General features: G+C 61.0%; 12 protein-coding genes. 3 read left to right on the top strand and 9 right to left on the bottom strand.

What is annotated here, in order from left to right; genetic code table 11:
- Positions 1-2,683: DUF6531 domain-containing protein (locus tag GIW04_RS19235; protein ID WP_236479132.1), on the bottom strand; the 2,683-nt coding region annotated here is incomplete at its 3' end.
- Between the two features lie 273 nt (positions 2,684-2,956).
- Between GIW04_RS19235 and GIW04_RS19230 the strand changes: the two genes are divergently transcribed.
- Positions 2,957-4,042 (top strand): DUF1615 domain-containing protein, encoded by a 1,086-nt coding sequence (locus tag GIW04_RS19230; RefSeq protein ID WP_003190320.1) that lies wholly within the window; start codon positions 2,957-2,959, stop codon positions 4,040-4,042.
- On the opposite strand, the gene GIW04_RS19225 is transcribed toward GIW04_RS19230, so the two are convergent.
- Positions 4,043-4,837: a DUF4349 domain-containing protein gene (locus GIW04_RS19225; RefSeq protein WP_003190322.1), complete on the bottom strand. Its 795-nt coding sequence runs from the start codon at positions 4,835-4,837 to the stop codon at positions 4,043-4,045.
- Positions 4,838-4,994: 157 nt separating this feature from the next.
- Between GIW04_RS19225 and GIW04_RS19220 the strand changes: the two genes are divergently transcribed.
- Complete coding sequence (locus tag GIW04_RS19220) at positions 4,995-5,417, top strand: PaaI family thioesterase (protein ID WP_003190323.1); 423 nt, start codon at positions 4,995-4,997, stop codon at positions 5,415-5,417.
- 229 nt (positions 5,418-5,646) lie between these two features.
- Here GIW04_RS19220 and GIW04_RS19215 read toward each other — a convergent pair whose 3' ends face one another.
- Genes GIW04_RS19215 through GIW04_RS19205 form a run of 3 tightly spaced genes read right to left on the bottom strand, consistent with a single transcriptional unit; the run spans position 5,647 to position 8,229 of the window.
- On the bottom strand, positions 5,647-6,828 hold the full coding sequence (locus tag GIW04_RS19215) for an acetyl-CoA C-acetyltransferase (RefSeq protein ID WP_003190325.1): 1,182 nt from the start codon (positions 6,826-6,828) through the stop codon (positions 5,647-5,649).
- An 11-nt stretch (positions 6,829-6,839) separates the two neighbouring features.
- Complete coding sequence (locus tag GIW04_RS19210) at positions 6,840-7,499, bottom strand: CoA transferase subunit B (protein ID WP_003190327.1); 660 nt, start codon at positions 7,497-7,499, stop codon at positions 6,840-6,842.
- A 31-nt stretch (positions 7,500-7,530) separates the two neighbouring features.
- Positions 7,531-8,229: a CoA transferase subunit A gene (locus GIW04_RS19205; protein ID WP_003190329.1), complete on the bottom strand. Its 699-nt coding sequence runs from the start codon at positions 8,227-8,229 to the stop codon at positions 7,531-7,533.
- 132 nt (positions 8,230-8,361) lie between these two features.
- Between GIW04_RS19205 and GIW04_RS19200 the strand changes: the two genes are divergently transcribed.
- The gene (locus GIW04_RS19200; protein ID WP_003190333.1) at positions 8,362-9,264 is read left to right on the top strand and encodes a LysR family transcriptional regulator; all 903 of its coding nucleotides are present in this window, start codon (positions 8,362-8,364) and stop codon (positions 9,262-9,264) included.
- A gap of 57 nt (positions 9,265-9,321) precedes the next feature.
- On the opposite strand, the gene GIW04_RS19195 is transcribed toward GIW04_RS19200, so the two are convergent.
- The 4 genes from GIW04_RS19195 to GIW04_RS19180 all read right to left on the bottom strand — a co-directional run.
- Entirely contained in the window at positions 9,322-9,651 is a 330-nt protein-coding gene (locus GIW04_RS19195) for a hypothetical protein (RefSeq protein WP_003190335.1), read from the bottom strand.
- A 598-nt stretch (positions 9,652-10,249) separates the two neighbouring features.
- On the bottom strand, positions 10,250-11,095 hold the full coding sequence (locus GIW04_RS19190) for an NAD-dependent protein deacetylase (RefSeq protein WP_003190336.1): 846 nt from the start codon (positions 11,093-11,095) through the stop codon (positions 10,250-10,252).
- 9 nt (positions 11,096-11,104) lie between these two features.
- Positions 11,105-11,545, bottom strand: coding sequence for a CBS domain-containing protein (locus GIW04_RS19185; RefSeq protein WP_003190337.1), 441 nt, complete (start codon positions 11,543-11,545; stop codon positions 11,105-11,107).
- 129 nt (positions 11,546-11,674) lie between these two features.
- Positions 11,675-13,481: DNA topoisomerase III (locus tag GIW04_RS19180; RefSeq protein WP_236479130.1), on the bottom strand; the 1,807-nt coding region annotated here is incomplete at its 5' end.

Below are 13,481 nucleotides of genomic sequence, written 5' to 3'. Positions count from 1 at the left end.
CGTAGCGGGTGACGTGGCCGAGTTCGTCGCGTTCGGCGATGATTTTGCCGTAGGGGTTGTAGCTGAATTCGCGTGTGGCGCCGCCTGGCAAGACGAGGCGAATCAGCCGACCGACGCTGTCCCATTCATAGACTGTTTGCGCGCCGTGCTCATCCTCCCGGGCGATTTGCCTTCCGAGGTCGTCATAGCGATAACGCTTGATCCCACCATTGGGCAATTGCTCCTCAAGCAACTGCCCACGCTCATTCCACACCAGCCGATGGCAACTGTGATCCGGGTACCAAACCCCCGTCAGTTGCCCGTGTTTGTTGTAGCTGTAGTCGATCGCGCTGCCATCCGGATCAATCTTGCGGATGACGTCACCCTGGTCATTGCGCTCATATTTCCAAACCGCCTCACCGCGCCTTACAACCCTTACGAAGCCGTTGTCATGCTCGTAAGACGTCGGCTCGTCATCCCCCGGAAACAACGCCACCAAGCGTCCGGCTTCGTCGTACTGATACGCCGTCACCGCGCCCAGCGGATCCTGTTCGACGGTCAGCCGCCCCTCGGCATCGTAGGATTTGAAATGCTGCGCGCCGTCCGGATCGATGCGCTGCACCAACCGCGCCCGCTGGTCATGGACATACACTTCCTGGCTGCCATCGGCGTTATGCACGGTGACACGGCCGTCATCCCCCCAGGCATAGCGCGTGTCCATCTGGGAAAAACTCGCCCAATGCCGGACACACCGCGCCGCTTTGCCAGATCGTTCCCACGCCCAGAAGAAACTCGCCCCACCGGCCAGTTGGCGTTCAAGAATGACGTGCTGATCGTCGTACCGATAACGCTCGCTTTCACCGACAGCATTGGTCGCGCAAACCAGTCGTCCATCTTCGTCATAGGCGTAGGAAACGACGTTCTGCTCGGTCTCCCACACGTAGGGATCACGGCCTTTGGCACGATGAACCTGGTAGTCCACCGCCACGATGCGATCCAGCTCATAACGCAACAGCAACGAGCGACCCGCGCCGTTATCCAGCCGCTCAATCCGCCCTGAACGATCACGGAAAAGGCGCAGGCGGTTGTCATACGCATCGCTTATCGAGACCAGCACACCATCGCGGAAGTGATAGAACCGCGAGGCCTGGGCCAGCACCAGTTCATCAGGAGCCGAACCCAAATAGATCGCCGCTTCGGCCAGGCTATTGGTGATCGCGGGCCGAGAATCGGTGGGCAAGGGCAGGGTAGTCGAGCGATTCTCATGGTCAGTCCACACCACCGAATCGCCCGATACCACCAGCCGATGGGCCAGCGCATGGCTCCAACCAAACCCCAACCCACACTCGACTTCCACCGCACTGGTGCGGTACAGCCGCGTCCATTCAAACGGCAAGATCCCATCCAGCGCGCCGTCGGTAAGGGTGAGCAACTCCTCGCCGGTAACCATCGACACCGGGCAACCGTGAGTGACCGTTTTATCCGCAGAAGCCGCCGCATCTCCTTTGGGATTTGAAGCCACAGCCGGCACATCATCGACAGGCTCCTGACGAACCAACGTCGTGCGCTGGGTCTTGCCGCGCACCATCGGCACCGAATTCGAAACCAGCGTATCGCCCGCCTTCAACGGCGCAGCCGGCACTGCCTTGACCGGCGTCGCCGCACTGCTCAGCAACACCGGCTTGGCGACCTCCACATGGGTTTCCAGCCGAGGCCCCTCCACCCGCTTGGCCAGCAATTCCAACAACGCCCGCGCCCGCCCGGATTTGACGTGACTGAGCACATGAGCCCCCAATCGCACCACCACGCCCATCGCACCCAACACGCGAATCAGCAGCAGATTGATCAGCACCTCACCGGTGATTTCACCCCACAGTTCCGCCATCTCCGGCGGCGGGAGCATGCGCATCCAACTGACCAGCGCCGACAAGTAGATAAACAGCAGCGGCTCATCACTGAGCACCAACAAGCCCTGGGCGATCGCGTCACTGCCCAGGGTCAGTAGTTCATCGAGCTCAGTTTGCGAAAGGTAGTGCAGCAGTTTTTCGCTGTTGGGCTTGAGGTCCGCCAGCAGCGCAGACAACTCGCCAATGTTGTCCCACAGGCTGTAAAGCGCCTTGCCCAACCCACTGGCAAAAGCCGCTTCCAGCAGGCGGCGCCGCTCAAGCGGGCGGGCGTCTGTGTAGTTTTTCCACTGGGCTTGGAAGGTGTCGGTCCATTCTTTGCGCAGCCGGGCTTCCAGCGCGGCGATCACCGCCTGGTAGGACGCATACAGCGCCTTGAGGTGATCCTGGGAAACGTTGGGGTAGAAACTCACCCGGTATTGCTGGTTGCGATCACACTCGGTGACTTCGAGGATGCCACTGGGGCCGATGGTCTTATGAATGGGCTCGCCCAGCGGGCCGCCGTTTGGATCAACGCGTTGCACCACCACCGGCGTGTTGCCGATGGGCACGAACCTGGTGCTCTGGAACATATGCACCAGGGTCAAGGTCCCTGTGGCCTGGCACGTGGCGACGGTGCTGCTGGGCAAGAGGGAACGATTGATCGGCGCGACCAGCGCGACGTCCTCCCCAACCTTGAACACCTGTTCGACGTCCAGCGCCGAGAAGCTCCAAAAGCTTTCGGCCCACTCGTCAAAGGTGTTCAAGCAATCGCGAAAGTCACGGAAGACGCCTTCAACGTCGACCGTTTCCGCGTTCATTGGCGTCAGCGCCAGCCTGCCAATGGCCGGGTTCAAGTGCCGGCCCCGTCAACCGCACGCGTCACGGAAAAAACCATCTGCACTCCCTCGCACTGTTTGATCAGGCGAGGGACTTTGCAGAGGTTTGCGCAGGCGAGGAGTAGAGCTTATCCGGCAGTTGTGTGGGATGTTTCAGTTACTGCCAGGCACGGGGTTCGGCATGCCGACGAACCCCGGTTAGACTTACCTGTCGATATCAGCACTGCCCGGCCTGTCGTTAACCAAGGAAGCCCCATGTATTCAACGCGTCTGCTGCTCTGCCTTATTCCTTTGCTGGTACTGGCCGGTTGTTCCACCTCCCGTGGCCCTCAGCAGCCCGAGCGCAGTGAAGCCGAGGTGAAGGCGCAGATCGTGCGCCTGCTGCCGGCCAAGGTCGCGGACCGCAACGGTTGGGCCCAGGACATCTATACCGCCTTCGACACCCAGAAAATCTACCCCAGCAACGAAAACATCTGTGCGGTATTGGCGGTGACCGAGCAAGAGTCCACCTATCAGGTCGACCCGCCGGTGCCGGGTATGGGCAAGATCGCTCAGGATGAAATCCTGCGCCGCGCCGGCAAGGTGCATGTGCCGGCATTCGTGGTGCGCAGCGCCTTGCAACTGCGCTCGCCCACCGGCAAAACCTACGCAGACCGTTTGAATGCCGCCCGTACGGAGAGGGATTTGAGCGGCATCTTCGACGACTTCATCAGTATGGTGCCCCTGGGCAATACGCTGTTTGGCGGCTTCAACCCGGTGCACACCGCAGGCCCCATGCAGGTCAGTATCGACTTTGCGCAGAAACAGGCGCGGAGTTATCCCTACACGGTGGACGGCACGATTCGCCGCGAAGTGTTCACCCGTCGCGGTGGCATGTACTTCGGCATCGCCCATCTGCTCGGTTACCCGGTGAGCTACGACCAGCCGCTGTACCGCTTTGCCGACTTCAACGCCGGTTGGTACGCCAGCCGCAATGCCGCGTTCCAGGCCGCAGTCAGCCGTGTGTCGGGTAAAGAGCTGGCGCTGGATGGGGATTTGATCCGCTATGGCTCATTGCTGCCCGGCACCACCGAGCTGGCGGTGCGTTCACTGGGGGCGAAGCTGGACATGCGCAACCCGAGCATTCGCAGCCAACTGGAGCAGGGCGAGCAGTTGGATTTTGAGGACACCACCTTGTACAAGCGCGTCTTCAGCCTGGCCGACCAGGCGGCCGGCAAGCCGCTGCCACGGGCGATCCTGCCGGGTATTGTGCTCAAGAGCCCGAAGATCACCCGCAACCTGACCACGGCCTGGTTTGCCAAGCGCGTGGATGAGCGCTACCAGCGCTGCCTGAAGCGCTGATCAACTGCGGCGCTTGACGAACCGGCGCCACAAGCCCACCCACAACCACACCACCGGGAACGCCAGGATCACGAAGGGCAGCACATAGCTGGCACGTTCCAGCGCGTCTGCGGTGCCGTTCACCAGGTTGTCTCCCAGGTTGCTGAACATCCGGGTGAACCTTGACACCTGGTTGGCGCCGTCCGAGGAACGGAAGTTCAAGGTCACACGGTTGGTGTCGAGGCGGCGTTGCTGGCCGGCGGCAACCTGGGCCAGTTCCTGCAGCTCGTTTTCAATACCGGCTTGCTCTTTGCTCAGGACGATCAGGTCGCTGACGGTGATGTCCTTGCGCTTGGCCAGTTCGTCGAGGCGTTGCTGCTGGGCTTGCAGGCGGTCCTGGCGACGGCGCACATCCGCCACGGCATCGGCCAGGTCTTCGGCCGTGGTGATGCGCTGGCCGAGCTTACCGCCTTCGGCCGCCAGGGCGACCATCGGCTCCACACCCGTGGGCGCGATCCGCAGGATGATTTGGCCACCCTGGCCGTCTTCGGTAATGCCAAGGATATTGCAGGCACCAAAGCGCGCTGTTTCACACGCCTCGCGAGTGGCCTGCATACGCGGTGCGAGCAGAGCGCCGGGCAGGGCCAGGGTCAATTCATGCTCATAGGCCAGTTGCGCCCCGGCCTTGCCCTGTTCGCCATTGATGACGGTGGCGCGAGAGTGGTCCTTGGGGGAACAACCGGCCAAGGCCAGGCCGGCCAGCAAGATTAACAGCGGCGCGCGAAGCGGGTGGGAGTTGCCGTCCAGGTGGCGCATGGCGTTTCCTTGAAATGTGCAGGAGAAATTGGCCGAGATTAAAGCGGGTCTGGCCCATTAACGCAAAGCATTGCCTGGGATTTGCCCGGCTGATGGTGGTGGCTGCCGGGTCGGGGCGGGCGTACACCTCAAGTCTCACACCAGGGAAGCAACCAACATGAACGCTCAGGTCGTCCCCCAAGGTTTTGTCCCATTGCCACGTAGCAGCCCGCTGCTGGAACTGCTCGGCCCGGCGTATTGCCGTGGCGAAGGTCTGCAATTGGAAGTCGGCTTGCGCGCCGATCATCGTCACGCCAACGGGCGCGGCACGGTGCACGGCGGGGTGCTGGCGACGCTGGCCGATATCGGCATGGGGTACGCCATGGCGTTTTCCAGTGAGCCGCCGTTGCCGTTGATTACCGCCAGCATGACTGTGGATTACCTGGGCGCGGTGCAGGTAGGGGAGTGGATGGTGGTGCGTTTGGAAAGCCACAAGCGCGGACGGCAGATGGCGTTTGCCACGTTGAGTTTGCAGGTGGAGGAGCGGGTGGTGCTGCGGGCGAGCGCGGTGTTCGCGGTGCCGCAAGCTGACAGGCAATGAGATCAAATGTGGGAGCTGGCAAGCCAGTTCCCACATTTTGACCGAGTTCATTCAGGGGATCGAGAAAAAGAAAAGGCCTGGTTTTCGTGGAACCAGGCCTTTTCAATGTTGCTCGTTATGTCTCATATGTAGGAGCGAGCTTGCTCGCGAAGAACTCACAGGCAACACGTTCTATGAGGAGCGCTGCGTTATCGTTGAGGTTTTTCGCGAGCAAGCTCGCTCCTACAGGTCAGTTGCGTTCGAGCGCCAGGGCTACGCCTTGGCCGCCGCCGATGCACAGCGTTGCCAAGCCTTTCTTGGCGTCGCGCTTGATCATTTCATGCAGCAGGGTCACCAGCACGCGGCAGCCTGAAGCACCGATCGGGTGGCCGATGGCGATGGCGCCGCCGTTGACGTTGACCTTCTGCGCGTCCCACTCCAGCTCTTTGCCCACTGCCAGGGATTGCGCGGCGAAGGCTTCGTTGGCTTCGATCAGGTCCAGGTCAGCCAGCTGCCAGCCGGCCTTGTCCAGACAGCGGCGGGTGGCCGAGACCGGGCCGATGCCCATGATGGCCGGGTCGACGCCCGCGTTGGCGTAGCTGGCGATACGCGCCAGTACGGGCAGGCCGAGAGCCTTGGCTTTGTCGGCGCTCATCAGCAGCACGGCCGCAGCGCCGTCGTTCAGGCTGGAGGCGTTGCCGGCGGTGACGCTGCCGTCTTTTTTGAACGCAGGCTTGAGCTTGGCCAGGGATTCGGCGGTGGTGCCGGCGCGGGGTTGTTCGTCCACCGCAAAGGCCACCGGGTCGCCTTTGCGCTGGGGAATCAGGATCGGTGTGATCTCATCGGCAAAGCGTCCGGCTTCGATAGCGGCGGCGGCTTTCTGCTGGGAGGCGGCGGCAAAGGCGTCCTGGGCTTCGCGGCTGATACCGTACTTGTCCACCAGGTTCTCGGCGGTGATGCCCATGTGGTAATCGTTGAACGCATCCCACAGGCCGTCGGTGATCATGCTGTCGATCATCTTCGCGTGGCCCATGCGCAAACCGGTGCGCGCGGCAGGCAATACGTACGGGGCCAGGCTCATGTTCTCCATGCCACCGGCAATGATCACCTCGGCGTCGCCGCAACGAATGGCTTGGGCGCCCAGGTGCAAAGCCTTGAGGCCCGAACCGCAGACCTTGTTCAGGGTCAGGCTCGGCACGGCGTGGGGCAGGCCGGCGAGGATCGAAGCCTGGCGTGCCGGGTTCTGGCCGCTGCCTGCGGTGAGTACCTGGCCGAGGATCACTTCATCCACTTGCGCCGGGTCCAGGCCGGTCTGCTCCAGCAGGCGACGGATCACGGCAGCGCCCAGTTCCGGGGCCGGGATGTTCGCCAGCGAACCTTGGAAGCTGCCTACGGCGGTGCGGGTGGCAGCAACAATCACGACGTCTTGCATGGAATCTGTCCTCACTGGAAGTGCATTTCTGGAACGTGGTCCGGGACGATCAGTTTACCGGCGGTCTTGCTCACAATCTCTTCTACGCTGACGCCAGGTGCGCGTTCCTTGAGGACAAAAGCGCCATTTTCGATTTCCAGGTACGCCAGGTCCGTGAGCACGCGCTTGATGCAGTTGGCACCGGTCAGCGGCAGGCTGCACTGGCTGAGCAACTTGGACTCACCGTCTTTGGAGGCGTGAGTCATGATCACGATGATGTTTTCTGCGCCAGCCACCAGGTCCATGGCTCCGCCCATGCCCTTGACCAGCTTGCCGGGGATCATCCACGAAGCGATGTTGCCCTGTACGTCCACTTCGAATGCGCCCAGTACGGTGAGGTCGACATGCCCACCGCGAATCATCGCGAACGACTCGGCGGAAGAAAAGATCGAGGCGCCGATGCGTGCGGTGACGGTCTGCTTGCCGGCGTTGATCATGTCGGCGTCGATGGTGTCTTCGGTCGGGAACGGGCCCATGCCCAGCAGGCCGTTTTCCGATTGCAGCATCACTTCCATGCCGTCGGGGATGTAGTTGGCCACCAGGGTCGGAATGCCGATACCGAGGTTCACGTAGTAACCGTCCTGCATCTCGCGGGCAACGCGTTGAGCCATTTGTTCGCGGGTAAGCGCCATGATTGTTTCCTCTTATTGTTCTGGACGGGGATTATTTGCGGACGGTGCGCTGTTCAATGCGCTTTTCGAAGGTGCCGCAGATGATCCGGTCGACGTAGATGCCTGGGGTGTGGATCTGCGCCGGGTCCAGCTCGCCCGGTTCGACGATTTCCTCGACTTCGACCACGGTGATCTTGCCAGCGGTGGCGGCCAGCGGATTGAAGTTCTGGGCGGTGTGACGGTAGATAACGTTACCGAAGTGGTCGGCTTTCCAGCCTTTGACGATGGCAAAGTCGCCGGTGATGGACTCTTCCATCAGGTACGGGCGACCCTTGAATTCGCGGGTTTCCTTGCCTTCGGCCACGGGGGTGCCGACGCCGGTGGCGGTGAAGAAGGCCGGGATGCCGGCGCCGCCTGCGCGCATTTTTTCTGCCAGGGTGCCTTGGGGCGTGAGCACCACCTCAATCTCGCCGCTGAGCAGTTGCTTCTCGAACAGGGCGTTTTCACCCACGTAGGAGGCGATCACTTTGCTGATCTGCTTCTGTTCCAGCAGCACGCCCAGGCCAAAGCCATCGACGCCACAGTTGTTGGAGACCACCGTCAGGTCGCGGGTGCCTTTGCGCTTGATTTCAGCGATGAGGTTTTCTGGAATGCCACACAGGCCAAAACCACCGGAGAGCACGGTCATGCCGTCTTCCAGGCCTGCCAGCGCTTCTTCATAGGACGCCACGCGTTTATCGAAACCTGCCATATGCACCTCTTTTATTGTTTGTGGTCCAGCCAGTGAGTTGAGTGTTGCGCCAGCGGATTGATTTGTTAAGTTGTTTTTTAAGGTTGATTGATTTAGAAAACAGCATAGTCCAGTCATCGTCCGGAGCAGCTCATGACCGTCAAACAGATGCGTGCCTTTCTCGCCGTCGCGCAAAGCCTGAGTTTTGCCGCTGCCTGCGAGCGTTTGCACCTCTCCCAATCGGCGTTGAGCTTGACCATCAAGGGCCTGGAAGAAGGTTTAGGCGGGCGCCTGTTCAGCCGCAATACCCGCAACGTCGCGCTGACCCCTGAAGGTGAATCCCTGTTGCCCCTGGCCCGCCGGTTGATTGCCGATTGGGACAACGCCGAAGACGAACTGCGCCAGCGTTTTACCCTGCAACGCGGCCGCGTCACGGTGGCAGCCATGCCGTCGTTCGCGGGGAACCTGTTGCCGCCGATCCTGAAGATATTCCGCGCCCGTTACCCTCAGGTGAACGTGACGGTGCATGACCTGATCAATGAGCAGGTGCTGGAGATGGTGCGCGACCGTCAGGTGGAGCTGGGGGTGGCGTTCGAGCCATCAGATGGCTCGTCATTGGCGTTCACGCCGCTGTACCTGGACCGCTTTATCGCCGTGGTCCCGGGAGATTCAGCCTTGGCACAGCGCGCTGAAATCGACTGGAAAGCTCTATTGGAACAGCCGTTCATCACCCTGCAACGGCCTTCCACCGTGCGAGTAATGCTGGAAGAGCACCTGGGGGCCTTGCAGATGAAATTGCCCGTGGCCTTGGAAAGCCATCAACTGGCGACGGTGGGCAAGATGGTTGCCAGCGGTTTGGGGGTTAGCGCGGTGCCGGCGTTATGCGCCAGGCAGATGGAAGAGGCCGGAGCCCATTGCATTACCTTGACCGGCCCGGTGATCGAACGGCCGATTGGGGTGCTGACCAAGCCGGGGCATGAACTGTCGGCGGCGGCGCAGGTGTTGTTTGATATCTTTCGAGATGAAGCGGGGAAGGGCAGGTTTCCAACTTTTTAAGCCGGTAATACAAATGTGGGCGCTGGCAAGCCAGCGCCCACATTAATTAAGGACTACTTAGTAGTAACGGTCGATCACTTTAACTTGCGAGCTGTCTTTGAAAGACGCCCAGGCATTATTAAGTGTGTCGAACACCTGCTCGATAAAGTTGCGGTCAGCCGCGGCTTTCTTGCCGACATAACCCTGGCCACGGCGGTACATCTTCAAGCGCGCCGCCAGCTCACGGTTATTGCGGTCAAACTCGGCTTCTTCGGTATGGGGCGCCAGGCAGTCAATTTGCACTTCGCCCGATTTGCCAATCCACAGGATATGGTCGTCGAGTGTGTCTTTCTGCGCTGCGAACATCTCAGCCAATTCATCGATAGTTGGTTGGTTGTTCAGATTCATGTGTAAGCCCCTTGACCAGTTGGCGATCTATCAGTTGATTCGTTAATACCAGTTGAGTTGTCTCCGGTTACTAAAACCGGGCGTCAGCGACGGGCTGCCGAATACGGGCAGGGTCTTGAAGCTGATGCATGTAGTCTTGCTGATGGGCTGCTACGCAATGCTCTGATTACGAAGACAAGCCGCGTTTGAGCGTCTTGTACCTGTCCCTTTCGGGGCCGGTCAGCTTCATCAATCTGCCTTGTGGGCAGTGCACATCCAGAAAAACAGCTCGGCGGTCAGACGAGCCTGTTCAAAACGCTTGTTACCAACGCTCTCGATCCGAGAGACGTCTAGATCATGCAAGGACAAAAAGGTTACGTCAACGGTTATGTAGTGATTATTTTTGCTCACTACATAAATTGCCGTGGGGACGGGGGAATGCGGGAAAACGTGACTTGGGCGTCATTTTCTGTGCGGTGGGTCGCGGGATTTTGGTGACAAATTTACGCAGATCCCCTGTGGGAGCTGGCTTGCCTGCGATGGCGATGCGTCAGTGGGTACATGTTCGCCTGACACACTGCTATCGCAGGCAAGCCAGCTCCCACAGGTTGATGCGTCGCTATCTCAATTTCTCGGACAGTAAGGGTAATAGCCGCTCGCAGGACGCCTGGATTTTCACCTGCAACAGCTCATCACCCCGCGTCTTGCCCAGGTTGATGGCAATCACCGGCTTACCCTGTTCAACTATCGCCTTGCACAGGCGAAACGCCGAATAGGCCATCAGCGACGACCCCACCACTAACAGTCCTTCGGCATGTTCTACCGCCGTCATCGCCTTGAGCGCCGTCGCCGGTGCGACGTTCTCGCCAAAGAACACCACATCCGGTTTCAGCCTTGCGCCGTCGCAATGTGGGCAGTGGGGTACCTGGAAGCGCTGTTCAAACACCGGATCGAGCAAGGTGTCGCCATCTGGCGCTTGCACCGCATGAACCTGCGCCATGTGCGGGTTATCGACCTCCATCTGCCGCTGGATCACGTCGCGCTCGCTACGCAATTGGCAATCCAGGCACAGCACCCGATGCAAGCTGCCATGCAGCTCGATCACATCCCGGCTGCCGGCCTGGTCATGCAGGGTGTCGACGTTCTGCGTAATCAACCCGCTGATACGCCCATGTTGTTGCAGGGTCGCGAGCGCCAGGTGGGCCTTGTTCGGCTGGGCAATGCGCACCCGTGGCCAACCCAGCATCGCCCGCGCCCAGTAACGGCGCCGCGCCTCGGGGGTGGCGAGGAATTCCTGGTACATCATCGGTGGCTTGCCCCGGCGTACACCTTCACCGTCCCGGTAATCCGGGATGCCCGAAGATGTACTGATCCCTGCGCCGGTCAGCACCAGAAAGCGCCGGCCGGTCATGGCCCGATGCAGGGTGTCGAGGTGGTCTTGCTGATGGTCCAGCGTGTCGAGCATGGGTTCCCCCTATTCGCCGCGGATGTACTGTTCCAGCTGCTGGATCAAGGCCGCTTGTTCGGCAATCGCTTCCTTGACCAGGTCACCGATGGACAGCAGGCCTAGCAGTTTGCCGTCTTCGACCACGGGCAGGTGGCGCAGGTGACTGTCGGTCATGATGTTCATGCATTCCTCGACACTCTTGTGAGTATCCACAGTGATTACCGGCGAGCTCATCACCTCATGGACCTTGGTGGTGACCGACGAGAGGCCCTTGAGCATGATTTTGCGTGCGTAATCCCTTTCGCTGATGATGCCGACCACCACGTCATCCTTGACCACGGGCAAGGCCCCGACGTTTTTCTCGGACATTCGCACCAGCGCTTCAAACACGGTGTGGTCCCATTTGATGGTGTGGACGTCCTGGTTTTTCTGGTCCTTGGCTTTGAGCAGTTGTGCAACGGTCTTCATGGCGGCCACTCCGGTGTTGTTGTTGGTAGTCCAGATCCCCTACAGAATCCTAGACCGAACCCGCCGGAGCAAGGGCCAATGCGGCGTTAAACCTGTCGAAAAACGTCATGGGCCGGTTTTTTTCGGTATTTATCCCGCATTTGCCGGCTTTTTCCCGCGTTTGGGGCTGGCAGCAGCCTTACGTGGCGCGGCCTTGCGTTTCTTTTTCCACGGCGTTGCTCCTCGGCCAGCGGGGCTGGCGGGGCCAGTGATGGTCATGCGCATGCCGTTGCAGCGCGCCACCTGCTTGCTCATCCACGCCGCTTGCTTGGCCACGAACTCTTCCAGGCTCATTTCGCCGCTTTGCACCATGTCCAGTGCCTGTTCCCAGATGGCGGTGGTGCCAGGGTCGGCGATAGCGCGGGGCACGGCGTCGATCAGGCTGAACGCGGCCGGGGTTGCCGACAGGGCCTTGCCGTTTTTTACCAGATAACCTCGGTCCAGCAGGCCCTGGATAATCCCGGCGCGGGTGGCCTCGGTGCCGATGCCCGTGGTGTCCTTGAGCTTCTGCTTGAGCAACGGGTCCTCCACCAGCTTGGCGACGTTTTTCATCGCCTTGATCAGGTCGCCTTCGGTAAAGGGCTTGGGCGGCTGGGTCCATAGGTCCTTGAGGTTGACCTTGGCCACGGCGTAGTCGTGGCCCTGCACCAGCGTCGGCAATGCTTGGGGCGCTGGGGCTTCGCGACCTTTGGCGGGTGCCAGCGCTTCGGGCAAGGCGCGTTTCCAGCCCGGCTCGATGATGACTTTGCCCACCGCGCGCAACGCGTGGCCGGCACAGTCGAAATCGGCCTGGGTGCGGTCGTATTCATGGTTGGGCAGGAACTGCGCCAGGTAGCGCGCACGAATCAGCGTATAGACCGCACGGTGCTTGCCGGTCAGTTGGCTGACCTCCTTGCCGGCGCCGGTGGGGATGATGCCGTGGTGGGCGCTGACCTTGGCGTCGTTCCAGGCCCGCGAACGGCGCTGAGGGTCGATGTGCGGCATCAGTTCGTTGACCGCTGTGTCCGCACGGCCCAGTGCCGCCAGAATCTTCGGCGCTTCACTGTGCTGGCTCAGCGGCAGGTAGCCGCAATCGCTGCGTGGGTAGGTGATGGCCTTGTGGGTTTCATACAGGGATTGGGCGATATCCAGGGTTTCTTGAGCGCCCAGGCCAAGCTTCTTCGAACAGATCTCCTGCAAGGTGCCAAGGTCGAAGGGCAGGGGCGCCACCTCGCGCATGCGTTCGGTACGCAGTTTCACCAGCCGCGCCGTGGCGGCGTTGAGCATGGCGTCGGCGGCGTCCCGCGCCAGTTGCGGGTTGAGGCAACGGCCCTGGTCGTCACAGGCATCCTCAGGGGCGCGCCATTGGGCGGTGAAGGTCATGTGCTCGTGGCGCAGGTCGACATCGATGGCCCAATAGGCCACCGGCACGAAGTCGGCGATGCTGCGATCACGGTCCACCACCAGGCGCAGGGTCGGGGTTTGCACCCGGCCAACCGGCAGCACGCCTTGGTAACCGGATTGGCGCCCCAGCAGGGTAAACAGGCGGCTCATGTTCATGCCAATCAGCCAGTCGGCACGCGAGCGCCCCAGGGCCGAGTGATACAGGCTGAAGGTTTCTGCACCGGGTTTGAGCGCCGCCAGGGCCTTGCGAATGGAGGCGTCGTCGAGTGCCGACAGCCACAGCCGCTGGATCGGCCCGCGGTAGCGGCAATGCTCCACCAGTTCACGGGCGATCATCTCGCCTTCACGGTCGGCGTCGGTGGCGATCACCAGTTCCTGGGCTTCCCCCAGCAAGCGTTTGACGGCCTTGTATTGGCTGGCGGTCTTGGGCTTGACCAGCATCTTCCATTTTTCCGGAACGATCGGCAGGTCGGCCAGCACCCAGCGTTTGTACTTGGCGTCGTAAGCGTCGGGC

Origin of the sequence: Pseudomonas sp. PA-4-8C (assembly GCF_021606625.1) — a bacterium.
Classification (GTDB): domain Bacteria; phylum Pseudomonadota; class Gammaproteobacteria; order Pseudomonadales; family Pseudomonadaceae; genus Aquipseudomonas; species Aquipseudomonas lactis.
The sequence above is the reverse complement of the archived record's forward strand: the minus strand, read 5'-3'. Positions and strand labels throughout refer to the sequence as shown.

Coding starts and splice junctions, on each gene's coding strand:
- GIW04_RS19220 (WP_003190323.1), top strand. CDS start 4,995: ATGAACGCTCAGGTCGTCCCCCAAGGTTTTGTCCCATTGCCACGTAGC.
- GIW04_RS19215 (WP_003190325.1), bottom strand. CDS start 6,828: ATGCAAGACGTCGTGATTGTTGCTGCCACCCGCACCGCCGTAGGCAGC.
- GIW04_RS19190 (WP_003190336.1), bottom strand. CDS start 11,095: ATGCTCGACACGCTGGACCATCAGCAAGACCACCTCGACACCCTGCAT.
- GIW04_RS19200 (WP_003190333.1), top strand. CDS start 8,362: ATGACCGTCAAACAGATGCGTGCCTTTCTCGCCGTCGCGCAAAGCCTG.
- GIW04_RS19195 (WP_003190335.1), bottom strand. CDS start 9,651: ATGAATCTGAACAACCAACCAACTATCGATGAATTGGCTGAGATGTTC.
- GIW04_RS19210 (WP_003190327.1), bottom strand. CDS start 7,499: ATGGCGCTTACCCGCGAACAAATGGCTCAACGCGTTGCCCGCGAGATG.
- GIW04_RS19225 (WP_003190322.1), bottom strand. CDS start 4,837: ATGCGCCACCTGGACGGCAACTCCCACCCGCTTCGCGCGCCGCTGTTA.
- GIW04_RS19185 (WP_003190337.1), bottom strand. CDS start 11,545: ATGAAGACCGTTGCACAACTGCTCAAAGCCAAGGACCAGAAAAACCAG.
- GIW04_RS19205 (WP_003190329.1), bottom strand. CDS start 8,229: ATGGCAGGTTTCGATAAACGCGTGGCGTCCTATGAAGAAGCGCTGGCA.
- GIW04_RS19230 (WP_003190320.1), top strand. CDS start 2,957: ATGTATTCAACGCGTCTGCTGCTCTGCCTTATTCCTTTGCTGGTACTG.